Origin of the sequence: Citrobacter sp. Ce119 (genome assembly GCF_030334525.1) — a bacterium.
GTDB classification, from domain to species: Bacteria; Pseudomonadota; Gammaproteobacteria; order Enterobacterales; family Enterobacteriaceae; genus Citrobacter; species Citrobacter europaeus.
On record NZ_JAOWDR010000059.1, the window covers coordinates 507,223 to 529,543 of the forward strand.

20 protein-coding genes and 1 tRNA gene are annotated in these 22,321 nt (G+C 51.7%); 8 read left to right on the forward strand and 13 right to left on the reverse strand.

Features of this window, described 5'->3' with window-relative positions:
* Positions 1 to 51: 51 nt before the first annotated feature.
* The 3 genes from torD to torC are packed head-to-tail and all read right to left on the reverse strand — an operon-like array spanning position 52 to position 4,371.
* On the reverse strand, positions 52 to 666 hold the full coding sequence (gene torD / locus OGV80_RS19395) for a molecular chaperone TorD (RefSeq protein ID WP_080625590.1): 615 nt from the start codon (positions 664 to 666) through the stop codon (positions 52 to 54).
* Positions 663 to 3,203: a trimethylamine-N-oxide reductase TorA gene (gene torA, locus OGV80_RS19400; protein WP_286515567.1), complete on the reverse strand. Its 2,541-nt coding sequence runs from the start codon at positions 3,201 to 3,203 to the stop codon at positions 663 to 665. Before torA ends, torD begins: the two co-directional genes overlap by 4 nt.
* Complete coding sequence (gene torC / locus OGV80_RS19405; protein WP_087053056.1) at positions 3,193 to 4,371, reverse strand: pentaheme c-type cytochrome TorC; 1,179 nt, start codon at positions 4,369 to 4,371, stop codon at positions 3,193 to 3,195. Before torC ends, torA begins: the two co-directional genes overlap by 11 nt.
* Positions 4,372 to 4,502: 131 nt before the next feature.
* Between torC and torR the strand changes: the two genes are divergently transcribed.
* Positions 4,503 to 5,195 (forward strand): two-component system response regulator TorR, encoded by a 693-nt coding sequence (gene torR, locus OGV80_RS19410; protein WP_047412878.1) that lies wholly within the window; start codon positions 4,503 to 4,505, stop codon positions 5,193 to 5,195.
* Here the strand turns inward: torR and torT are convergent.
* Positions 5,168 to 6,199, reverse strand: coding sequence for a TMAO reductase system periplasmic protein TorT (gene torT, locus OGV80_RS19415; protein ID WP_043015488.1), 1,032 nt, complete (start codon positions 6,197 to 6,199; stop codon positions 5,168 to 5,170). The two genes, torR and torT, sit on opposite strands and share 28 nt — an antisense overlap.
* 82 nt (positions 6,200 to 6,281) lie before the next feature.
* Between torT and torS the strand changes: the two genes are divergently transcribed.
* On the forward strand, positions 6,282 to 9,068 hold the full coding sequence (gene torS / locus OGV80_RS19420) for a TMAO reductase system sensor histidine kinase/response regulator TorS (protein ID WP_087053057.1): 2,787 nt from the start codon (positions 6,282 to 6,284) through the stop codon (positions 9,066 to 9,068).
* Positions 9,069 to 9,076: 8 nt separating this feature from the next.
* Here torS and OGV80_RS19425 read toward each other — a convergent pair.
* Together OGV80_RS19425 and OGV80_RS19430 are read right to left on the reverse strand one after the other, a co-directional pair.
* A tRNA-Arg gene (locus OGV80_RS19425) sits at positions 9,077 to 9,153 on the reverse strand.
* A gap of 39 nt (positions 9,154 to 9,192) precedes the next feature.
* Entirely contained in the window at positions 9,193 to 9,372 is a 180-nt protein-coding gene (locus OGV80_RS19430; RefSeq protein ID WP_043015487.1) for a hypothetical protein, read from the reverse strand.
* Between the two features lie 37 nt (positions 9,373 to 9,409).
* Here OGV80_RS19430 and fimW point away from each other — a divergent pair, with 37 nt between their 5' ends.
* The 3 genes from fimW (at position 9,410) to fimZ (ending at position 12,331) form a co-directional block, all read left to right on the forward strand.
* Positions 9,410 to 10,003 carry a fimbria biosynthesis transcriptional regulator FimW gene (gene fimW, locus OGV80_RS19435; RefSeq protein WP_043015486.1) on the forward strand — a complete coding sequence of 198 codons (594 nt, stop codon included), beginning with the start codon at positions 9,410 to 9,412 and terminating at the stop codon, positions 10,001 to 10,003.
* Positions 10,004 to 10,388: 385 nt separating this feature from the next.
* Entirely contained in the window at positions 10,389 to 11,111 is a 723-nt protein-coding gene (gene fimY / locus OGV80_RS19440; RefSeq protein ID WP_043015485.1) for a fimbria biosynthesis regulator FimY, read from the forward strand.
* A 587-nt stretch (positions 11,112 to 11,698) separates the two neighbouring features.
* Positions 11,699 to 12,331, forward strand: a complete 633-nt coding sequence (fimZ, locus tag OGV80_RS19445) for a fimbria biosynthesis transcriptional regulator FimZ (RefSeq protein ID WP_043015484.1) — start codon at positions 11,699 to 11,701, stop codon at positions 12,329 to 12,331.
* 49 nt (positions 12,332 to 12,380) lie between these two features.
* Here fimZ and sfmF read toward each other — a convergent pair whose 3' ends face one another.
* The 6 genes from sfmF to fimA form a co-directional block, all read right to left on the reverse strand.
* Positions 12,381 to 12,875, reverse strand: a complete 495-nt coding sequence (gene sfmF / locus OGV80_RS19450; RefSeq protein WP_087051608.1) for a fimbria assembly protein — start codon at positions 12,873 to 12,875, stop codon at positions 12,381 to 12,383.
* Between the two features lie 34 nt (positions 12,876 to 12,909).
* Positions 12,910 to 13,917 carry a type 1 fimbria D-mannose specific adhesin FimH gene (gene fimH / locus OGV80_RS19455; RefSeq protein ID WP_043015482.1) on the reverse strand — a complete coding sequence of 336 codons (1,008 nt, stop codon included), beginning with the start codon at positions 13,915 to 13,917 and terminating at the stop codon, positions 12,910 to 12,912.
* 4 nt (positions 13,918 to 13,921) lie between these two features.
* Complete coding sequence (locus tag OGV80_RS19460) at positions 13,922 to 16,543, reverse strand: fimbrial biogenesis usher protein (RefSeq protein WP_087053058.1); 2,622 nt, start codon at positions 16,541 to 16,543, stop codon at positions 13,922 to 13,924.
* A 7-nt stretch (positions 16,544 to 16,550) separates the two neighbouring features.
* Positions 16,551 to 17,243, reverse strand: a complete 693-nt coding sequence (gene fimC, locus OGV80_RS19465) for a type 1 fimbria chaperone FimC (RefSeq protein ID WP_047412892.1) — start codon at positions 17,241 to 17,243, stop codon at positions 16,551 to 16,553.
* A gap of 41 nt (positions 17,244 to 17,284) precedes the next feature.
* Positions 17,285 to 17,818 carry a type 1 fimbrial protein subunit FimI gene (gene fimI, locus OGV80_RS19470; protein WP_047412895.1) on the reverse strand — a complete coding sequence of 178 codons (534 nt, stop codon included), beginning with the start codon at positions 17,816 to 17,818 and terminating at the stop codon, positions 17,285 to 17,287.
* A gap of 77 nt (positions 17,819 to 17,895) precedes the next feature.
* On the reverse strand, positions 17,896 to 18,450 hold the full coding sequence (gene fimA, locus OGV80_RS19475; protein WP_043015478.1) for a type 1 fimbrial major subunit FimA: 555 nt from the start codon (positions 18,448 to 18,450) through the stop codon (positions 17,896 to 17,898).
* A 575-nt stretch (positions 18,451 to 19,025) separates the two neighbouring features.
* On the opposite strand from fimA, the gene folD reads away from it, so the two are divergent.
* The 3 genes from folD (at position 19,026) to OGV80_RS19490 (ending at position 20,753) form a co-directional block, all read left to right on the forward strand.
* Entirely contained in the window at positions 19,026 to 19,892 is an 867-nt protein-coding gene (gene folD / locus OGV80_RS19480) for a bifunctional methylenetetrahydrofolate dehydrogenase/methenyltetrahydrofolate cyclohydrolase FolD (protein WP_003021887.1), read from the forward strand.
* A gap of 1 nt (position 19,893) precedes the next feature.
* Positions 19,894 to 20,106 carry a ribosome-associated protein YbcJ gene (gene ybcJ, locus OGV80_RS19485; RefSeq protein WP_016152124.1) on the forward strand — a complete coding sequence of 71 codons (213 nt, stop codon included), beginning with the start codon at positions 19,894 to 19,896 and terminating at the stop codon, positions 20,104 to 20,106.
* Between the two features lie 122 nt (positions 20,107 to 20,228).
* Positions 20,229 to 20,753, forward strand: a complete 525-nt coding sequence (locus OGV80_RS19490; protein WP_075145043.1) for a metal-dependent hydrolase — start codon at positions 20,229 to 20,231, stop codon at positions 20,751 to 20,753.
* Positions 20,754 to 20,842: 89 nt separating this feature from the next.
* Here the strand turns inward: OGV80_RS19490 and cysS are convergent, their stop codons facing one another.
* Complete coding sequence (cysS, locus tag OGV80_RS19495; RefSeq protein ID WP_047412902.1) at positions 20,843 to 22,228, reverse strand: cysteine--tRNA ligase; 1,386 nt, start codon at positions 22,226 to 22,228, stop codon at positions 20,843 to 20,845.
* Positions 22,229 to 22,321 lie beyond the last annotated feature (93 nt).

Sequence of the window (22,321 nt, forward strand, 5' to 3'; positions counted from 1 at the left end):
GGTTAAAATGGGAGCGAATTTGCTCCCGTTTTTTGTGGCTTAGGCCATCACTCAGTTCTGATTATCCAGTCTGACCAACGCCAGCAACAGCTGACTCAGCGCGCCGTAGAAACCAAAGTCATCATAGCGGCGGCATTTGGCGGTGAACGTCGGTAACCAGCGTAACAGCCCCACCAGCGTTTCTCTGCGCAGTGCATCAATACGCTGGCGGCTAAGCCCGGACTCTCCGAGAGAAAAATGCAGATGGCTTAACAGTTCGATAAAAATCGCCAGATGATCGGCTGACTCGCTAAACGTATCGCTTACCTGCATGCCCGCATCAGATAACAATTGTTTAATAACTCCGTAATTCTGCCCGCCTTCCAGATGAGCCGACGCATAGGGTAACGCCGCATGTTTGTCCGACATCAGAAACAGGCTGCAAAAATCAGCCGCCAGTTCCAGGGTAGCGTCTTCGCGCACCTGAAGCGCAGCAATTTTCTCCTCCAGCAAAAGAACTTCCGCCTCAAGCGACGGTTCATCTTTTAGCACCGCGAACCACTCAGCCATTTCGCTGGCCTGTAAAAGCGCCAGGCTTTGGTCGTCACGCTCCCGGGAAAACAACTGCGCCAGCCAGGCGTAAACGCAGGCTATCTGTTCTGTGGTCAGGGAAGAGCGTTTCATCATGACGTCACCTTCTCTGCCGGGACATATTCGCACTGCGCCACCATTTTTATCGGGCCGCTGAACGCCGTCACGTTATCCACTTTGCCGGTATATTTCTCAATTTCCACCAGCGTAGTATGGGCGCTGGTTGCCTGCGCCAGTTGAGACGTGCCGATATCTAACGTTAACACGTTCGGATTGCCGTATTTACACAGCGCCCCGGTTTCTCCACCGTTGTCAGGATCGTACCAGGCACCTTCGTGAATACGCGCCACGCCCGGAGTGTAAAGATCGGAGACAACCGCTCCGGCCAGTACTTGTCCACGTGCGTTAAACACACGGACAATATCACCGTTGCGAATCCCCCTTGCGCTGGCATCCTGCGGGTTGATAAATACCGGCTCTTTACCACTTACCGCATAATGTTTACGTAGCGCTTCAGATTCACAAAGCTGCGAGTGCAGACGGAAATCCGGGTGAACCGATTGCAGATGCAGCGGCCAACGCTGCGACCCCGGCCCACCGTGGGAACGTTCGATTTTCTCAAACCACATCGGATGCCCCTGGCAGTCGTCATACTGCATATCGGCAATCGTTTTTGAGAAAATCTCGATCAAACCACTCGGCGTACCCAACGGCTCAAGATCGGGATCTTCGCGGAAGGCCTGATGACGAACAAACATCTGTGGATGTTCGAATTCAACATACTCCTGCTGATTCCAGAAAACGTCAAAAGCCGGGAGATGAACCCCGCGCCCTTTCCCCTGCTGGCTACCTTCCTGCCAGATCCGTTTCAACCACCCCATCTCATCCAGCCCTTCGGTGAAGGCTTCTTCACGATTAAAGAGGCGGCAAAGATCGCGGAAAATATCGAAATCATTACGCGCTTCAAACTGCGGCTGCACCAGCTGTTTCATAGCGATAATGCCGCGGTTAGAGTGGTTGCCATACTGGTCGAGATCGTTACGCTCAAACTGGGTCGTTGCGGGCAAGACGATATCGGCGAATCGACAGGTCGACGTCCACTGATTATCGATGGCGATAACGGTTTCCAGCTTACGCCAGCCTTCAATAATACGGTTGATCTGCTGGTGACGATGGAAAGGGTTAGTCCCGGCAAAAACGCACATCTTTAACGGCGGCAGCTTGACGGTTTTTCCGTTCCAGTTAATTTTTTTGCCCGGTTCCAGAATCGCATCGATAAAACGTGCGATCGGAATAGTGCTGCTGTAGCCCTTAAAATCGGTGCTGTCATGTACAGGCGCAACGGTAGTGGAACCAGAAAATCCGCTCAGGATAACGCCTTTACGCCCCGGGGTGCCCGCGCCGTTGTAGTGCCAGCCAAAGCCAAACCCACCGCCGGGTAAGCCGATTTGTCCAAGCATTGAGGCCAGCACCACAATCATCCATGCCCACTGCTCCCCGTGCTGCATACGCTGCACGCACCAGCCGGCAATAATCTGCGTTCTGCCGCCCGCCATCTGCCGTGCCAGTTCACGAATCGTATCGGCATCAATCCCGCATATTTTTTCCGCCCACTGCGCATCTTTAGGCTGTCCGTCACTTTCGCCCAGCAAATAAGGCAGAAATTGCTCAAACCCAACGCAGTAGTTATCAAGAAAATGCTTATCGTAGAGCTTCTCGGTAAAGAGCGTGTGCGCCAGCGCCAGCTGTAGCGGCACATCAGCCTGCGGGTTCACGGCGATGTGCTTAACCTTGTCGCGGCCCAGGTAGTCGTGAGTCGAGGTGATGACCGGATCAACGCTGATAACCGAGATCTCGCCGCGCGCCACTTTGTCCTTCAGTTGCTCGTAGTATTCATAGACATCATGATCCGGACACCACCAGTTCGCCTGCTGATTTTTAATCAGGTCGGAACCCCACAGCACAATCGTTTTGCTATTTTTCAGTACCAGCGGCCAGGAAGTCTGCTGTTCATATACCTCCATTGACCCGACCACGCGCGGCAGGATCACCTGAGCAGCACCGGTGGAATAGTCGCCCCCGGTACCCACGCTGTTGCCATGCAGCGCAATGGCGCGCGCCAGCATCCCGGAAGCATTATGGAACATGCCGGTTGATTGCCAGCCGCTGGCCGTCAGCAGCGCGCTCGGACCATAGGTCTTCTGAATGCGCTCCAGCTCCTGATAGAAGAAGTCCAGCGCTTCATCCCACGAAACGCGCACAAAGCGGTTATCTCCGCGCTGTGTGGTATCGCTCTGATGGCGTTTACGCAACCAGTCGACGCGGACCATGGGATAGCGAATACGCGTGCCGCCATGTACGTGATCCGGCAGTCCGGCGATCATTTTTGACGGGTATTTATCATGCTCAAACGGTTTGGCCTCAATAAAACGGCCATCAACAACAGTGGCACGGATTGCCCCCCAGTGAGAACCGGTCAGGATCCCCTCTTTGACGCCAGCTCCCTGCACCTCTGCAGCATTGGCGCTACGGGGCGTAAGCAGAGAAGGTCCCAACATACCGGCTACGGTCAAGCCGCCCAACTGCAGTAGAAAACGTCGGCGAGATGCCTGAAAGAGATCGTTATTTTTCATTGCTTTCTCCCTTATCGCCATGCGGCTTCTCCGTAGTGTCAGAGGCATTCATCTGCAAATATTTCAGCAAGGTACGTTCTTCACGTTTATCCAGACTGGTAAATCCAATCATGCCGTTCAACGTGCCAATCCAGCCGTTAGCGTCAAAGTGTTCTTTCTCTGGCGCGCCGTGGCATTGGTTACAGGTTCCGTTATAGAGCGAGTCGGCATAGGCCCAGATAGGTTTGATGTCGTTGACCATATCGCCCTTTTGCATCCAGGCGGTGGCCTGCAGCTTGCTCCACTGCGTATTCGTTTCCGCGACGGTAGTTTGCTCCAGATTTTTCACGTGCTGCTGGATGTCACCACGAATGGAGGCCACAAAAATGCGCTTGCCCGGCAGTTGCGCCAACACGCGCTGGCGTCCGTTACTCTCGGTCCAGCCCACAATTTCAATTTGCAGCCAATCACCATCACGCTTTAACACTTTTACTTCAGAGGCGGGTAGCAGTGAGCCAGCAGGTTCTTTATCACCCTTAGCGGCATAAATAGGCTTGATGTCCAGAGAGTAGAGCGTATCGCCATCGTCGTTCGCCCTGGCGCGTAACTCGTCAAACTGTTTGCGGAAACCACTGCTCATATCGGGAAGCTGGTGCGCGATACCTTTATGGCAGTCGATACAGGATTGGTTGTCCTTGGCCGCAATCTTCATCTGGCGTGCGGCTTCAGGATGCTGCTTAGCATGATCCATCGCATCATAGTTATGACAGGAGCGGCAGGTAGCAGAGTTGTTCTCTTTCATCCGTGTCCATTCTCGCTCCGCCAGCTCGGCGCGTTTGGCCTCGAATTTTTCAGGCGTATCTATAGAGTGGGCAACAAAGGTCTGATAAATATCGTTGCTTGCTTCCAGCTTACGCTTCACCATGCCCGGAATATCTGAAGGAATGTGACAGTCATGGCATTCTGCGCGCACTCCAGAGGCATTCTGAAAATGCGCGGACTGTTTATATTCTTCATAAACCGGCTGCATGCTGTGGCAGCTCACGCAAAACTCGGTAGAGCTGGTTAATTTGATGCCAACGTGCGGCAAAACGATCAGCGCGATACCAACCACAATCCCGATGACGACCAGCGCCAACACTGACCAACGTGCGCTCGGTCTGAGTAGCGCCCTCCAAAGTTCCCGCATAATAGCCCCTGTAATTATATGGTTTAGTTACAGAGGATCTTATTTCTCAAATGTGAACAGCAACACTGGTCAGGATGAATGGCTTACGGCAAAATGTGAACAGATATGAACAGAAAGAGACAGCAACCAGGATGTCGCATCACATTGTAATTGTTGAAGATGAACCCGTGACCCAGGCACGGTTACAGGCTTATTTTGAACAGGAAGGTTATCATGTCTCTGTCACCGCCAGCGGAGCCGGCCTGCGTGAAATCCTGTCGCAGCACCCTGTGGATCTTATTCTGTTGGATATTAACCTCCCGGATGAAAATGGCTTAATGCTGACCCGTGCCCTGCGAGAACGTTCAACGGTAGGGATCATTCTGGTAACGGGCCGTAGTGACCAAATTGACCGTATCGTTGGCCTGGAAATGGGCGCTGATGATTATGTCACCAAGCCGCTGGAGCTACGTGAACTGGTGGTACGGGTGAAAAACTTGCTCTGGCGGATCGACCTTGCCCGTCAGGCGCAGCCGGAGGCCAAAGACAACTGCTATCAGTTTGCCGGGTATTGTCTGAATGTCTCTCGTCATACCCTGGAACTGGGTGAAGAGGCGATCAAACTCACCCGCGCCGAATATGAAATGCTGGTCGCTTTTGTCACCAATCCGGGGGAGATTCTCAGCCGCGAACGTTTACTGCGCATGCTTTCGGCACGACGGGTGGACAATCCAGACTTACGCACCGTAGATGTGCTGATCCGCCGTTTACGCCACAAGCTACGAGCGGATTTACTGGTGACGCAGCATGGGGAAGGCTATTTTTTAGCGGCTGACGTGTACTGATACAGATAAACAGGACGGAATCCGCCGGGTGACAGCGAGCACTTAACATGCTGGCTGTCGGCATTTTTCGGGGTGAGCACCAGGATCGGTGGGCTGATATTTTCCGACACCGGTTGCCCTTGTAATATCCTGATAGCCTGCTGAATCGCCAGTTCACCTTGCCAGACCATCTGATCGCTGGCAGCCATTATGATTCTTTCGCGTTTAAGCCCGCGATACACCTGGTGCGACAGATAAAAAGAGACTACGGTTAGCGGCGTGCCCTGATTCCGCGTCTCCCCCATGGCGGCTTCCGCAGCAATTGCCGTACCGGCCACTACGTCAACATCCGGGTGACGCTCAAGCATCTCCTGCAACAGGTTGCGCTGAACTTCAATATCATTATCCCCTAACGCCACATCCACAATGTGCACCTGACTGCCGGCAATCGCCTGGCGGAATCCTTCCACCATCTCACGACTGCCTCCGGCGTCGTCAGGCCCGGGCAATAATAAGACCTTTAGCGGTTTACCGCCGCTCCACTTAACCAGATAGCGGCCTGGCTGATACCCCATCTGAAACCACGGAACCCCAACCCGCGCCTTTACCGTCGCGTCATGGATCGCATTCACCACCTCAATAACAGGCAGCGATCCAACCTGGGTCTGCAAATCTGGAAAAGTCGTCGTGCTGCTGCCTAACAAAATGGCATCCGCGCCCCATTGCTGGCACTGAGCGATTTGAGATTTTTGCATGTTTAACTGACGATACCCTCCCGCTTCAAGCACCTTCAGGCTCACTCCGTATTTTTTCGCCGCCTCAAGCATGCCGTAATTTACGGAAAGCCAGTAAGAATCCTTCAGGCTGGGATACAGCGCGCACAGTTTCCAGATTTTGTTTGCAGTAACGTCCGTTTGCGGCGCCGGGACAGCCTGCTGGCTATCCTGCCAGCGCAGTAGTGCGGGCACGGTCGCGTGACCCAGACCGGGAAAAAGCGTGATAAGCAGGAAAACCAATACGCGCATGATAGCCTCATCATTGATAAGGCTTTATCCTAGTTGCTTTCCTCTTTTCGACTCAACCTTTTTAATCTGTGGCGACCAGACAGTGAATTTATCTCTGACCAAACGACTGTGGATAGGCTTTGCGCTGATGGCGGCGCTGACCCTCATGAGTACGCTGGTAGGCTGGTATAACCTGCGTTTTGTCAGCCAGGTTGAGCAGGCCAATACCCAGGCGCTGATCCCGACCATGGACATGGCGCGCCAGCTCAGCGAAGCCAGCGCCTGGGAACTGTTTTCCGCGCAGAATCTGACCACCGCAGATAATGAAAATATGTGGCTGGCTCAGGGGCGTATGTTAACCGCCCAAAGTCTGAAAATAACCGCATTACTGAAAACTCTTCGCGAACAGGGCTTTGATACTTCGGCCATTGAACAACAGGAAAAAGAGATCGCCCAGTCGTTAAGCCATCAGGGGGAAATGGTTGGCGAACGGCTGAAACTGCGCGAGCAACAGCAACAACTCAGCCAACAACTTGTTGAGGCTACCGCCAACGTTGCCGAAATGGCGCGCGGGCAGGCCAGTAATGCCGCCACCTCGGCGGGCGCTACGCAGGCAAGCATTTATGATTTAATTGAAAGCCATCAGGGGCAGGCGGCTGAACACGCTCTCGACAGGCTTATCGATATTGATCTGGAATATTATAACCAGATGAATGAGCTGCGCCTGAGCGCGCTACGCGTGCAGCAAATGGTGATGAATCTGGGGAATAACCAGGCGCAGAATAACCTGGCGGCGCTGGAAAACCAGCTGAATGCCGCCGTCAGAGTGCTTCATCGCCGACAAATACGCATTGAAGATCCGGTGGTACGCGCTCAGGTTGCCGACGCAGTAAATTCAATTAGCCGTTATGTCGATCTGCTGGCCCTGTATCGTCAGGACAATGACATTACTACCCGCTTACAGATCTTATCGCAAAACAATATCGAGCAATTTACCCGTTTCAGTAGCGAAGTCAGTCAGTTGGTGGAAATCATCGGCCAACGCAATCAGACCGGGCTGGCGCATCTCAAACAGGCCAGCCAGCGCGGGCAAACGCTGCTGCTGCTGTTAGGTGCGGTATCATTATGCTTGTTAATTCTCATTCTTTGGCGCGTGGTTTACCGCTCGGTCACGCGTCCGTTGGCGCAGCAAACCCAGGCGTTACAGCGTCTGCTTGAAGGTGATATCGACTCCCCATTTCCGGAAACCGCAGGCGTTCGCGAACTGGACACCATTGGGCGGTTGATGGATGCCTTTCGCGCCAGCGTTCACGCCCTGAATAGCCACCGCGAACATTTGGCCGCTCAGGTTAAAGCACGCACCGCCGAGCTGCGGTCGATGGTGTCTGAACATCGGCTGGCGCGTGCGGAAGCCGAAAAAGCTAACCAGGCAAAATCGGCGTTTCTTGCCGCCATGAGCCATGAAATACGCACCCCGCTATACGGAATCCTCGGCACTGCGCAGTTGCTCTCAGACAATCCCGCACTGGCGCAGCATCAGGAGAATCTGCGCGCAATCACCGACTCTGGCGAGTCTCTGCTGACCATCCTCAACGATATTCTTGACTATTCCGCCATCGAAGCGGGCGGAAAAAATGTGGCCATCGGTGATGAACCCTTTGAGCCCAGGCCATTGCTGGAAAGTACGCTTCAGCTCATGCACAGTCGCGTTGCGGGTCGCCCGGTCGCATTGATTATGGATTTTGCCGACGACGTACCCGACTCCTTACGCGGCGATCCGCGCCGCATCCGGCAAATCATAACTAACCTATTAAACAACGCACTGCGCTTTACCGATCGGGGGCACATCATCCTGCGTAGTCGGTGTGAAGACCAGGATTGGTACATTGAGGTTGAGGACACGGGATGCGGGATTGATCCTGCCCGTCAGGGCGACATTTTTCAGCCGTTTGTTCAGGTAAGCGGTAAACGTGGGGGAACCGGGCTTGGACTCACCATCAGCGCCAGCCTCGCGCAGGCGATGCTGGGAGAACTCAGCGTCACCAGCACACCAGGGGTAGGAAGCTGCTTTCGTTTGCGTCTGCCATTACGGGCAGGCGCGATGCCGGTAGCGAAATCCGTTCCACGAGCGATATCATTACAGGGTTTACGCATACTGCTTATCGAGGATAACCCTCTCACGCAGCGCATCAGCACAGAAATGCTCACCCTCAATGGCGCACAGGTTACCGCTGCCGACAATGCCGCTGCGGCACTAACCATACTGCAGCAAGACGCCCATTATGATGCCGCCCTGGTTGATTTCGATCTTCCGGATATCGACGGCATCACGCTGGCGCAGCAGTTAACCTGCGCATACCCAATGCTAAATCTGATAGGCTTTAGCGCGCACGTCATCGACGAAACGCTAAACCAAAGAACCAGTACCCTGTTTCTCGGCGTTATTCAAAAACCGGTTCCCCGGGATGAACTCAGTCGGTTAATTATGCATTATTTGTACGGTTACGCGCCTCTCCCGGTTGCATCAGAAAATGACAACAAACGGTTAGATACCCAGCAATTAGCCGGAGATATTCAGCTAATGGGATGGCAAAAGGTACACGAATGGTTAGCGCTCTTTAAGCAACATACCCTTCCTGTATTAGATGAGATTGATAATGCGCGCGCAGCACACGATCGCGAGAAGATAAAACGTCTGGCGCATCAGCTAAAAAGCAGTTGCGCCAGCATGGGAATGCGTTCTGCCAGCAGCGTTTGTGCCGCACTTGAACAACAGCCGTTAGCTGATTTTTCACTCAGGGAGGAGGTACAACTCAGTCTTAAGGAAGTGGAAACGTGGTTGGAAAAGGAAAATTCATCGCAATTCGCTGAAGCTGGACATCTGAAGTGATGTTGAGATGGTACGCCCTGTAGGATTCGAACCTACGACCTACGGCTTAGAAGGCCGTTGCTCTATCCAACTGAGCTAAGGGCGCATTGCGAAGTGATTACTTCATGCAGATGAAACGCGTGAATTATACGGTCAGCGCTTGCTGAGTCAATGCCTTTTGTTTCGGTTGCTGGCGAAGTGTACGAATGTTGATTTTTTCTGCTCGTTCAAGGGTATCCAGGAAATCACCTGGTAACAACTCAGCCCGCAAAACGTCAGATTTAGGGATACATGTATTTAGAATATTTATGATTTTGCTTAACATTCCTTTATCCCCTCTCCCGTGGTTCAGGAACTCTTTAATGTTAAGTATCGCCATCAAGGAAGAAAACAGTCACTTTGAACATGGACTGAAAATCATCATCTCCCATCTGGCAAATCAATGGCACCAGGAGATTTGCTTTTTACCGGTCGAAGATATCGATCGCGCTGACATCGCGTTTATCTCCCTGGATGAAGATTGGCTCAGCGCCGATTGCTACCAGGTTCCTGTCCACACCAGGCGCCAACACCGGGTGGTCATCTGTAGCAAAAACGATAAAGATAAGCTGATGTTCCGGCCCTGCTTGTACATGCTGCCACTGATTTATCGGGAAGATGACGTAGACGAGATAACCAAAAAACTGGTTCTCATCCTGCAAAAACGCGCGCTGCGCAATAGCGTGCCCGCAACTATCTGCCATTACTGCACCACTCGTAACTTTTCAATCGAAGAACGTCAGTTCTTAATGTTTCTCGCCAGTGGGTATACCTTAGCCGAAACGGCCCACCTGCTCTCGGTAAGCGATCTCCAGGCCAAAGCTACCCGCCGCAGCATTATGAAAAAGCTGCATGTGAAAAACGATCAGCAATTCTTAAGATACATCCGCGCGCATCTGAACTTTCTACAAAATTAGTCGGAGTAGTTCTGCCTAATTTTTATTGAGAAATATCTCATCATCGATTAAGTATCGGCTCCTACTGTACCTGGCTTCAGGCTGCCAGAATTATCGAGCCATACTATTTCCGGGGTAACAGAAAGACATACCCGGTAATATTTTATCTAATCTCAGAGAGAGGCTGAACTGGATAAAACAAGCTTTTGGGCATTGAGTAAGACATCAGAAAACTTCCGGCAGATTATTCTGATGGGATACGCAATTGCCAGTCTGATGATTGTTGAAGCACTGAAACCCAACGGCACAAGTAAACTCACCTTTGCGCTGGCAAAAGTTTGGTTCAGGGATGTTTGTAGTCAGCAATTTATCCAGACCTGCCGCAACAGAAATGGAATGGAAAAGGATGCACAGCGCAAAACGCCGGGACCGCTATCGCCGTATACGAAACGCTAACTGTACCTGGCAATATCCCCACTGTACCTCACAGGTATTTGACCGGCTCGAGTATCTGGCGCAAAAACTCGAATACACATTACCGGACGACACTATATCTCAGGCGATAATTACGACAGACTACTATCTGGCCTATGCGCTGAGCCGGCATTTATTTTCAGGCACTCGCACGGGGATCTTCCAGAGCGTTGAATCGGCGTTGCTCAGCATGCAAGAGCCGGTAATTAGCCAGTTAGTGATTGACATAGAAGGCTTAACAACTCCTTATTTCGATATACTTGAAGGTCTGCGTCAATTAATTAAGAAGCGTAATGACATTCAAATCTTCATAATGCTATCGAATCGCGATGAAGACCTTACCTCTTTTATTTCACTGTCTGGTCCATTTTATATCTTGTCACGCAATTTACGCCTCCCGGAGATGCGTCACGCCTTATTATATCCGGCTCTAAACTATATTCATTCCAGGCGCATAAACCAGCTCGATTGGGAGATGATTGCCTTACTTTTACAAGGTAACTCATTAAAAAAGATTGCATTGTTACAGACTCTCCCCTACCACCGCATCATCTATCGTCTGAACAAGTTGATTACGCGCCTGGGATTGCCCAGCAGGCAACGCTTCTTACATCTGATACATCGCCTCAACGTTACCTCTCCTCATTTTAATTAACACCATAACCTCCTGTCCCATAAGATTTTTTAAGAAATTACTTATTCTTGAATAAGAAAACAGATCTAATTTTTACAAAAATTTAATATTTACAACTATTCCTGGTATTATGTCTGGTGCGACTGTCACAGTAAACCTTACAGATTCTGTGCATTTCAATATAAAACCACCTTAATGCCGCCTTAACAAAACCTAAACAATTAGTTTATCATATCGTTTTTACTGTTTAAAAAAATTTTTCAATCTGCCATAATTCGAACTGCAGATAAATAATGCCAATAGCCATTAAGACACCTGGATCTTTCAGAACATCCTAACTGACATTAACAACCGGGATGTTGTAAGTCTTTTCCGAAAGAACAGAGCAGGTATAATCCCCACAGTTTCCTGATTAATTGTTAGTTTTCCCGGTGTGAAATGGATTTTCCACAAATTCATTGTTCTGCAGAAGAACAACCGAATAAACAAGGATGAAATAATATTTATTCGGCTCTCCCTCAGAACAATTCTTGGCTATTTGACAATATTATAACGCCTGATGTTTTATCAAATTCGCAAGATACGCAAACAGTTTGAGGCATACAACAATGAAACCAGCATCCGTTATCATTATGGACGAACACCCTATTGTCAGAATGTCGATAGAAGTACTACTCGAGAAAAACAGTAATATTCAAGTAGTGCTGAAAACCGATGACAGCCGTACGGCAATAGAACACCTGCGCACGCACCCGGTCGATCTTGTCATTCTGGATATTGAACTACCTGGCTCTGATGGGTTTACATTACTCAAAAGAATAAAGTCATTGCAGGAGAAAACTCGGGTACTGTTTCTGTCCTCAAAATCTGAGTCATTTTATGCCGGGCGTGCTATCAGGGCCGGTGCAAATGGTTTTGTCAGTAAACGAAAGGATCTCAATGATATCTACAATGCGGTAAAAATGATTTTATCGGGATATTCTTTTTTCCCTTCGGATACCCTTAATTTCATTAACAATATAAATGCACAGAAAGGCGTCTTGAATGACATGCCGCTCTCTAACCGCGAGGTTACCGTTTTGCGTTATCTGGCAAACGGGCTGTCCAATAAGGAAATTGCTGAGCAGTTGTTACTCAGCAATAAAACGATTAGCGCTCACAAGGCGAATATCTACTCCAAGCTCGGATTACACACCATCGTTGAGCTGATTGATTACGCAAAAATGCATGAATTAATGTAATAACACTCCCGGCGAGATGTCGTTCGGGAGTGTTTTGTCAGCACATTGATTAGTTATAGTTAATCATAAACGTGGCATCAGCCCTGGCGAGACCAGGCTGAACCCCGTCTGCTAACGCGATATAGTTGGCGAAAAAGGTCAGCGTGGCATTGCCGTTCTCATCAATCCCCACGGTCTGGCTGGCCTGTTCGAGCGGCAATCGCGTGCGATCGCTGTCATGCAATTCGATCGCCACCTTTTGCGCCATCACCGCATCATCAAGCGCCAGCAACGTCGTGCCTGGGGCCGGTGTTCCGGAAAACGTTATCGAAGCGGATCCGGGCGGGCAGCCTTCCAGCTTCAGCGTAAACGCGACCGGTTGCGTGGTCTCTCCACTGGTCTGAAGCTGCTTTGTCGGCCAGGTGCCTAGCTCCACAGACTTGTTGCTGTCGCTGGCAATTACCGCACAGGTAAAGTCCACCACGTTACCGCGCAGTTCAATATTGATTTCTCCCAGCGACGAAGCGGCATGGCACAACGAACTGAATGTCAGCAGAGACACCATTGCCAGGAGTGTCCCTGCGGCGGGCGTTTGCTTGTTAGTCATAATCCACTCGCAGATAGCCACGGGCTGTAAAGGGTCCTTCGGTGGGCTTATTGCCCGTCACGCTGACCGGCCATGCCCGAATGCCCACGCTTGCCGCGGCGTTGTCGTCCAGTTGAAACGGAATCGTGCTGGACAGATTATTAGGCGTCAGCGGTCTGCCATTGCCGTCGGCGACAATAAAACCTAAATCTGAGTTATCAGAAACCATCATTTGCCCGGTGGCTTTCTCGGCCTCTACACGCATGGTTAAGTAGGCCTGTGCGGCGACGTTGGTGCATTTTATCGCCACCGTTTTGGTCTGCGGATTAATGCCTTCTGGCCGGTTTCCCGCCCCCGCCTTGCTAAACAGTGATGCGCCAATATCACCAAAATCAAATTCGACAATCTGTCCGGCGTTCACCTCACAGTTTTGTGGAACCTCCACCTTGCCGCTGTAGCTGATGGTGTAAACCGGCGTGCTTAACGCATCTCCGGTACTGGTCGTAACATAAACGCTGAACATCGTCTGCCGGGGGATCGGCACCATGTTAATAAACGGGCGGATCACTTTGAGTTTAAACACCAGCTTTGAATCCATTACGCCAAAAGGCTGCTGCTTAGATACGTTAGGGTGAGTCCCCATGCGGATATAATTACGAGGAGGATAAAACAACCCAGCGTAGCTGTCGGTGATGCTCATGGCCCCCAGCAGGTAGTCATTGAGCTTCAGGTACTGAAATCCACCCTCGGTACTTTGAACCGGCAGTTCAGTCACATAGCTTCTATAGGTGTAATTTACCGTTGTCCCAGCCGGACAGGTGGCATTAACGCCAACCCAGCCCGATTTTTCCGGTAACGTCACGACCTGACCCGGCTGGTTGTTGCTGCTGTTAAACACGTTCGACAGATCGTAAAAAACATCCGTTGGTGTGCCATTCGAGTTTTGGCAGACCGTCGCCCAGGACGAATGGGCCATCAGCAGTAAAGCACTTCCCAGTAACAAACCCGTTTGTCGTTTCATCGTATTATTCCTGTCGTGCCGTTGGAGATTCGCACGTCACGTTCGTGATCGTCACCGCCTGTTTCAGGCTCTCTTCAGGCAAGGCATAGCGCGCCGTGCAGCGAGCTTTTGCGCCTTCTCCCCATTGGATCAGCAACTCGCCTTTTAGCGGCAGACCACTGAGATAAATTTGCCCGTCTTCACCCACCATACTGGTCACACCGCTGGTGTTCTCCCGCACAACGGAACCAAACGGCACGGGTTTACCGGCATATTTCGCGGTAATCAGTGCCCGCACGCCGATTCGCGTATCAAACGCCGCCCGCACCAACGCCCCTTGCGTTGGCACTACGCTGCTGACGTTATTTTCCACATCGGTATTGTTGTTCATGGAATTGGTGTCTAACGCGACGCGGTTATAGCGATAGACGGTGGCATACGGCATCACCGCGTATCCACGCCAGTCGGTTTGAACGCCGGTCTGGTTTTCTATCCGCACCCCCTGCGCGCCAGGCGCTTTAATCAGCACGTTGGTATCGCCCAGAGGCTGACTGAGCGTAATGCCGTCCGCGTGACCCACCACGCCGCCGGAGAGTTGCCAGTTGTAGTCATGCTGGTCGCGGTCATAGTTGTATCCCACGCCGAGCGTGCCATAGGCCGCCTGCCAGTTGGCGCTGGCGTTTCCACTATAGCCATTGGTGCTACTGTGCCCTTGATTCACGCTGTAGCTCAGGTTGCGTCCATCCAGCAGCGTACCGCCGACTCCGCTCTGCCAACTGTTTTGTCCGTTGCTATTGCGGTTGGCATTAAAGGTGGCGTAGGTGCGATCGAGGGCGTTGTCACGCGAGTAGCGCCGCCCGCTTAGCAGGCTGAACGGGACTGACATATTGAACGCCAGAATACGGTCGGTGTCGGAGATGCCAACCGATTCATTCCACGACCAGGAGAGTGAATAGCTAATCCCCTGCCAGCCACTGGCATAGCCTACCTGGTACCAGGTATTGGTATCTGAGGTATTCCAGTACGTTTGCTGGCTACCCGAGACATACAGCGATCCGTAATCCCCCAGATTCTGCGAAATGTTTATCTGGAAACGACCTTTTTTGCTGTAGCTCAGGTTGTGGTAGCTCTTCACATTGGGCACGTCGTGGCGATTGCCCTCACTGTCGTATTCGTACTCATAGCCTTCCATACTGCGGTACGCGACGTCATCGAGGGTATAGAAGCCACGCGTTGAGTAGCGATACCCCAACAGCTGGAAGTTAGTGCCAAAATTGTTCAACGATTTCGCATACAGGAAACGCAAAGACTGCCCCTGGTGCGTACTGTCATCCGCCAGTTGGCTACGCGCGTGGGTAAGATCGACAGAAACCGCCCCCCAGTCCCCGAGATTTCGACCAGTGCCTAAAACCATCGCGGTGTAGCGTGAAGCCAACTGCGTACCACCATATGCGGTGTAGCCTTCTGGTAACCCGGCAATTAATGTTCCCTGGAAAAAGAACGGTGAGGATTGCTGGCTATTGCCACTGCGAAAATCCCCGGCGACCACGTCATACTTGAAACGCCCTTCTCGCTGTAATAAGGGAACCGTTGAGTACGGCACCGTATAGCGTTGCTGACTGCCGTCTTTCTCATCCACAGTGACCTCAAGGTCACCGCTGGATGACGTCGGGTTGAGATCGGTTATCGAGAACGCGCCGGGTGAAACATAGCTTTGATAAATCACATAGCCATTCTGACGAATGGTCAGTTTCGCTGCGGTACGCGCAATGCCGCGAACGGTAGGCGCATAGCCTTGTAAGCTGTCAGGATACATACTGTCTGAGGAATAGAGCCGCGCACCGCGAAACCCGACGCTGTCAAAAACGTCGTTGCCGGTGTTGCTGTCGCCCATCACCAGTTCGCCTTTCAGCGGGATAATCGCGCGCTGAAGCCATGTACCGATGTTTTTCCAGCTTTGTGAATGGTATCCATCGCCCCTGGAATAGCTCCACGCGCCGTTATTTCTCAACCGCCATGGGCCATAGTTCAGACCACTGAGCATACTCAGGAAATAGCTGTCCGCATCACTGCCGCGACTGCCGGTAAAACTGTAGTTAACCAGCGCAGCCGGGATCCCTTCATCCCACTCTTCTGGTGGGATATAGCCACGCGCGCTGTTTAACATCGACGCTTGCGGCAGGCTGACGTTGAGGCGCAAGGTAGAAAAATCAAATGCAATCTCGCTGCCTGGAATCGCTTCAGGCAGATTGATGCAGGTATCGTTCGGGTCCTTACTGAGTGCCGGAAACGCGGCGATATTGACGCCAAGGCGTTTCACCCAGTCGAGTCCAAAACACGGCATCAGCCCACCAGACTTCTCCCCGGCTTTTCCCGCACTGGTCGCAAAACGAATATCCTGAGTGGCCACAAACTCATCGTTGCGCCAGATATCCACGCGATAAACGCCTTCAGGCTGGTGATTGCCTTTTTCAAAGCGTGATAAATCCGCCACGGTTGCCGTATCCGCAGATAAAAAGGCCGGATTAAAATAGCTTTCCCCATGGCTTAAAGAGGGAAAGAGCGCCGCCAGCGTGGACAACGCCACCCCTGCCAGCGGTGGCGTAACCCCCGGTAACAGGCCAGGAAAATACGTTGTCTTATTCATCGTTATCTCAACGCACGCTAACCGTTTTGGCCGGAGTCACAGCGCCATAATCATTGACCGTCTGGAACGTGACGTTGCCCTGAACGCCCGTTGGTAGTTGGATCTGCGCATCGCTTTTCGGCGCAACCATCACGTTATCGACCTTTGTTTTCCCCACATTGAGATTGACCAATGTGACGTAATACGCTGACGGATTATTGATTTTCAGGTGGTTACCGGAACGGGAAAACGTCAGCATCCCAGGCGCATCTTCTGGGATTTGCGGCAAATTATTCGGACGGACGAAAAGTTTGATACGTGACAGAATCGCCAGTTGCAGAACGTTTTTGCCCTCAAGGCTGTTTTTATTGACTGACGGAATGGCTTTCACATTCATCCAGAACAGAGACTCACGATCTTTGGGCAGCGGTTCGCCGGCATAGATGATACGCAGCGTATTTTCGCTTTTGGGCTCGCTGACAAACAGTGGAGGCGTAACCACAAATGATTTTTCTTTAACGCCTGCGCTATTCTCAATCCAGGAATTTACCAGGTAACGCTCTTTGGTATCGCTATTGCTGATAGACAGGGATGTTTGTTTGGCATCAGCCGGATAAATAACGCGAGTGGCGCCTAATGCAATACCGCCGGCAGCCTGAACACTGGCAGCAGAAAATAAGGCCAGTAAAAGGATAAAACCTGATTTCAGATAATTAGACATAGCTACAAATACCTTTGATGCGATTATCGTTGGGAAATAAATCAGGGATAAACCAACGTAAACCACACGTCTGAACGAAGCATTCCCGGCGTTATATTTTCCGAGACAGCCCGATAACGAGCAGTGAAATGAAACGTCATCTCTTGCGTTATAATCGGCGCATAATGAAGCGGCAGCGCATTTGGAATAATTTGCCGTTGGCGCTCGTCAAATAATGCCAGACCGATCCCCGAAGCCGCAGAAGCATCGCCGCTGGCAAGGAAAACCTGCGGATCTTCCGCTGGCGTCACGCCCGCAAACGCAATCCCAACATGGTCGTAGACATCAGAACTGCACGAGGTTAAACGCAGTGAAAACGGTACGCTGGTAGAGGCAAAGCTTCCCGTCCCGGAGAAAGCATTAGTGCGATACTGCCCCATTTGCACCCGCATATTCTGACTGTCAGTGGCGACCGTACAGGCCCCGTTGACCAGTTGCCCGCGTAGGTGGACGCGGCCACTTTCCAGTATTACCGTATGTGCAAACACGGGCATTACGCACAGCATTCCCGCCAGCGCCACGCCTTTCCCTATCATCTGCCGCATCCTTCATCATCCCCGGATATTGCCTCATCCAATGAGGCGTACTGCATCCTTGCGCAAATCAAAACGGCTTATTCGTACTTCATGATGAACGTCGCGTCAGCATTTGCCTGACCCGGCGTTGCGCTTGCAGCAGTGGCTTTATAACGCGCAGAGAAACGCAGGGTGTTGGTCCCTTCAACCAGCGCCTGAGCGGTAGAGAAGGTGGCTCCATCCGGCTTCAGCGCGGTGGACGTATTGTCCAGAATTTCAATCCCGACGCCGCTGGCAGTAGTACCGTTGTCTGCAGAAGTGACGGCCAGCAGGTTGTTATTGGTAATATCAGACTGACCAGAGAAAGCAACGGCTGCGGTTGCGGCAACTTTCGGGTCACAGTCGTTCAGGACGATAGAGAACGGAATTTGTGCCGTCGTATCACCCACTGCGGCAAAACTTGCAGTACGATACTGGCCTAAGGTGACAACCTGATCGGATGACTGAGTACTGACTGCACAGGCTGCATTGACCAGTTCACCTTCAAAATGCACAGTTCCGCCGCTAACGCTTACCGGATCGGCCGCAACCGCCGCACCTGCGACTAACATCAGGCTGGCAATAACAGAAGAGGTCATTAATTTACGTTTCATGGATTTCCCTTGAATTACACACATCCGGCTCCGGCGTCCTGCGGGATCCGTTTGACTCATTATCGACATTAAATGTCAGGCTAATTATCTCTGCATCCTGTAAAGATATATCTCGCAAGAGAATTAGCTAACCGTTTACCCCAACTCTCCTGAGTATTTGATTCACTAATTTATCTTCGCGAATATGACTATTCGTCACAGCGATAAATTAAACATTTCAATTAATGAAAAATACCTGCAATTCCTTTTAATGGCCCTGGCTAATTCTTAATAGGCCCCAGGAAAAATCTGGGTGAAAATGAGGTAAAATCACCCAAAATTAAGCGTAACAGACTGGTTTGCGACATATTACCCATGAAAAGACCAGGGTGATGAATTGTTTCATTCACGTTAACTTTAATTAGCATGCTCATTAATTACCCGTAAGGCTTTAGCCTCTGACCTGACCCCTTTCGCCGACAGTAACGCCTCCTATCGCACGTAAAAACGCAAACGAAAACTGACAGCACGTCCCGCTTCTGACAAAATAGCGGCATCCCCTTCGGTTTAACGTAACAGACGGAATCCTCTCTCTGATGGCAGCAAAGATTATTGACGGTAAAACGATTGCGCAGCAGGTGCGCTCTGAGGTTGCTCAAAAAGTTCAGGCGCGTTTAGCGGCTGGATTACGCGCCCCAGGCCTGGCTGTTGTGCTGGTAGGTAGCAACCCGGCTTCGCAGATTTATGTTGCGAGTAAACGCAAAGCCTGTGACGAGGTGGGGTTTGTCTCCCGCTCCTATGACCTGCCTGAAACCACCAGCGAAGCGGAGCTTCTTGAGCTGATCGATACGCTCAATGCAGATACCACCATCGACGGTATCCTGGTACAGCTGCCGTTACCTGCGGGTATCGACAACGTTAAAGTGCTGGAGCGTATTGCGCCGGATAAAGACGTTGACGGTTTCCACCCGTATAACGTCGGTCGCCTGTGCCAGCGTGCGCCACGCCTACGTCCGTGTACCCCACGCGGCATTGTAACCCTGCTTGAACGTTACAACATCGACACCTACGGTCTGAATGCGGTCGTCATTGGCGCGTCGAATATTGTTGGTCGCCCGATGAGCATGGAGCTGCTGCTGGCAGGCTGCACCACCACCGTCACCCACCGGTTCACCAAAGATCTGCGCCGCCATGTTGAACATGCTGACCTGCTGATTGTTGCCGTCGGCAAACCTGGCTTTATACCCGGCGAGTGGATCAAAGAAGGTGCGATTGTGATTGATGTCGGCATCAACCGTCTGGAGAATGGTAAAGTTGTTGGCGATGTGGTCTTTGAAGATGCTGCCGCACGCGCGTCATATATCACGCCGGTACCCGGCGGCGTAGGCCCAATGACGGTCGCCACACTTATCGAAAACACGCTGCAGGCGTGTGTTGAATATCATGATGTAAAGGACGTTTAAAATGGCCACATTTTCACTGGGTAAACACCCACACGTTGAACTCTGCGATTTGCTGAAGCTGGAAGGCTGGAGCGAAAGCGGTGCTCAGGCAAAAATTGCTATTGGCGAAGGGTTAGTGAAGGTCGATGGCGCTGTTGAAACGCGTAAACGCTGCAAAATCGTTGCCGGTCAGACCGTCAGCTTTGAAGGCCACAGCATTAACGTCGTAGCGTGATCCCGGTGCCGGATAAGGTCATTTCTTGTCCGGCCACCTCCCCTCTCTTTTTCAGATAATGACTTCACCGCCGCTTCACAGTGAACTGTTAGCATGTTGTTTTTCCACATGAAGCGATCATCATGCCAACTATCGTCACGCACGCAGCCGTTCCGCTCTGTTTAGGGTTAGGTCTCGGACTTAAAGTCATCCCCCCGCGATTACTGTTTACAGGCGTCATTCTGGCTATGCTGCCGGACGCCGACGTACTGTCTTTTAAACTTGGCGTCGCCTACGGCAACGTGTTTGGTCACCGTGGTTTTACCCACTCCCTGCTGTTTGCTTTTGTCGTGCCGCTGCTTTGCGTAGTGATTGGCCGACGATGGTTTAAGGCGGGATTGATTCGCTGCTGGCTATTCCTGACGGTATCACTGCTGTCGCACAGTCTGTTGGATTCGGTCACCACCGGCGGCAAAGGCGTTGGCTGGCTGTGGCCGTGGTCGGATGAACGCTTCTTCGCGCCGTGGCAGGTGATTAAAGTCGCCCCGTTCGCGCTATCACGCTACGCGACCCCTTACGGGCACCAGGTGATTATTTCGGAATTATTATGGGTGTGGCTACCGGGAGTGATGATGATGGGTGTGCTGTGGTGGTATAGACGTCATTAATAGTGCCTGATGGCGCTAAGCTTATCAGGCCTACCGATCATTACATCGTAGGCCGGATAAGGCGTTAGACGCCATCCGGCAATAGAGAGTTACTTACGACGCCAGGTGGTGCCCTGCGGGCCGTCTTCCAGCACGATGCCCATCTCGTTGAGACGGTCACGCGCGGCGTCGGCTGCCGCCCAGTCTTTCGCCTTACGGGCGTCCAGACGCTGTTGGATTAACGCTTCAATTTCAGCAACTTCACCGTCATCCGCCTGCGCACCGCTTTGCAGGAACGCTTCTGGATCCTGTTCCAGTAGTCCCAGCACGCTGGAAAGCTTACGCAGATGCGCAGCCATGCCGTTCGCCGCCGCCATATCTTCACCCTTCAGACGGTTAACCTCACGCGCCATATCAAACAGCACTGAGTAGGCTTCCGGCGTATTGAAGTCATCGTCCATCGCTTCAATAAAGCGCGCCTCAAAGGCTTCGCCACCAGCAGGAGCAACGGATTTGTCGGTGCCGCGCAGCGCGGTATACAGACGCTCCAGCGCAGAACGCGCCTGCTTCAGGTTCTCTTCGCTGTAGTTTAACTGGCTACGGTAATGACCCGACATCAGGAAGTAGCGGATGGTTTCGGCGTCGTAGTACTTAAGTACGTCGCGCACGGTAAAGAAGTTGCCCAGCGATTTGGACATTTTCTCGCGGTCAACCATTACCATCCCGGAGTGCATCCAGTAATTGACGTATTCACCGTCATGCGCGCAGGTGGACTGAGCGATTTCGTTTTCATGGTGCGGGAACATCAGGTCTGAACCGCCGCCATGAATATCGAAATGGTTGCCCAGCTGTTTGCAGTTCATTGCCGAACACTCAATGTGCCAACCCGGACGGCCTGCGCCCCACGGAGACGGCCAGCTCGGCTCGCCTTCTTTGGACATTTTCCACAGCACGAAGTCCATAGGGTTGTGCTTCACATCAACCACGTCAACGCGCGCACCCGCCTGCAACTGTTCCAGATCCTGACGTGATAGTTGACCGTAATTCGGGTCAGTCGGCACGTCGAACATCACGTCGCCGTTATCAGCCACGTAAGCGTGACCTTTGGCAATCAGCTGTTCAGTGATTTCAATAATCTCAGCGATATGGTGTGTAGCGCGCGGCTCCAGGTCCGGGCGCAGAATATTCAGCGCGTCGAAATCGCTATGCATTTCCGCGATCATTCTGTCGACTAACGCCACAAAGCTTTCGCCGTTTTCATTCGCGCGTTTGATGATTTTGTCATCAATATCGGTAATGTTGCGCACATACTTCAGCTTATAGCCGAGGAAGCGCAGATAGCGCGCGACGACGTCGAAAGAAACAAAGGTACGTCCGTGACCAATATGACAGAGATCGTAAACGGTAATACCACACACGTACATGCCGACTTCCCCGGCATGAATAGGTTTGAATTCCTCTTTTTGGCGCGTCAGTGTATTAAAGATTTTTAACATCGAAGATTCCGTGTAGACGTGTGTGGATAGTAAAGTCTGTATAATACCCATAATTTAGACCGGAAGCAGCACACTTTGCGAGGTGATCGCAGC

Bases quoted from the DNA above. Each gene is read 5' to 3' on its own strand.
- torD (WP_080625590.1), bottom strand. From the start codon at position 666: ATGATGAAACGCTCTTCCCTGACCACAGAACAGATAGCCTGCGTTTAC.
- ybcJ (WP_016152124.1), top strand. From the start codon at position 19,894: ATGGCCACATTTTCACTGGGTAAACACCCACACGTTGAACTCTGCGAT.
- OGV80_RS19430 (WP_043015487.1), bottom strand. From the start codon at position 9,372: ATGTTAAGCAAAATCATAAATATTCTAAATACATGTATCCCTAAATCT.
- fimW (WP_043015486.1), top strand. From the start codon at position 9,410: ATGTTAAGTATCGCCATCAAGGAAGAAAACAGTCACTTTGAACATGGA.
- cysS (WP_047412902.1), bottom strand. From the start codon at position 22,228: ATGTTAAAAATCTTTAATACACTGACGCGCCAAAAAGAGGAATTCAAA.
- fimI (WP_047412895.1), bottom strand. From the start codon at position 17,818: ATGATAGGGAAAGGCGTGGCGCTGGCGGGAATGCTGTGCGTAATGCCC.
- torA (WP_286515567.1), bottom strand. From the start codon at position 3,203: ATGAAAAATAACGATCTCTTTCAGGCATCTCGCCGACGTTTTCTACTG.
- sfmF (WP_087051608.1), bottom strand. From the start codon at position 12,875: ATGGTGTCTCTGCTGACATTCAGTTCGTTGTGCCATGCCGCTTCGTCG.
- fimZ (WP_043015484.1), top strand. From the start codon at position 11,699: ATGAAACCAGCATCCGTTATCATTATGGACGAACACCCTATTGTCAGA.
- torT (WP_043015488.1), bottom strand. From the start codon at position 6,199: ATGCGCGTATTGGTTTTCCTGCTTATCACGCTTTTTCCCGGTCTGGGT.
- OGV80_RS19460 (WP_087053058.1), bottom strand. From the start codon at position 16,543: ATGAATAAGACAACGTATTTTCCTGGCCTGTTACCGGGGGTTACGCCA.
- torC (WP_087053056.1), bottom strand. From the start codon at position 4,371: ATGCGGGAACTTTGGAGGGCGCTACTCAGACCGAGCGCACGTTGGTCA.
- fimA (WP_043015478.1), bottom strand. From the start codon at position 18,450: ATGAAACGTAAATTAATGACCTCTTCTGTTATTGCCAGCCTGATGTTA.
- fimC (WP_047412892.1), bottom strand. From the start codon at position 17,243: ATGTCTAATTATCTGAAATCAGGTTTTATCCTTTTACTGGCCTTATTT.
- torR (WP_047412878.1), top strand. From the start codon at position 4,503: ATGTCGCATCACATTGTAATTGTTGAAGATGAACCCGTGACCCAGGCA.
- fimY (WP_043015485.1), top strand. From the start codon at position 10,389: ATGCACAGCGCAAAACGCCGGGACCGCTATCGCCGTATACGAAACGCT.
- fimH (WP_043015482.1), bottom strand. From the start codon at position 13,917: ATGAAACGACAAACGGGTTTGTTACTGGGAAGTGCTTTACTGCTGATG.
- folD (WP_003021887.1), top strand. From the start codon at position 19,026: ATGGCAGCAAAGATTATTGACGGTAAAACGATTGCGCAGCAGGTGCGC.
- OGV80_RS19490 (WP_075145043.1), top strand. From the start codon at position 20,229: ATGCCAACTATCGTCACGCACGCAGCCGTTCCGCTCTGTTTAGGGTTA.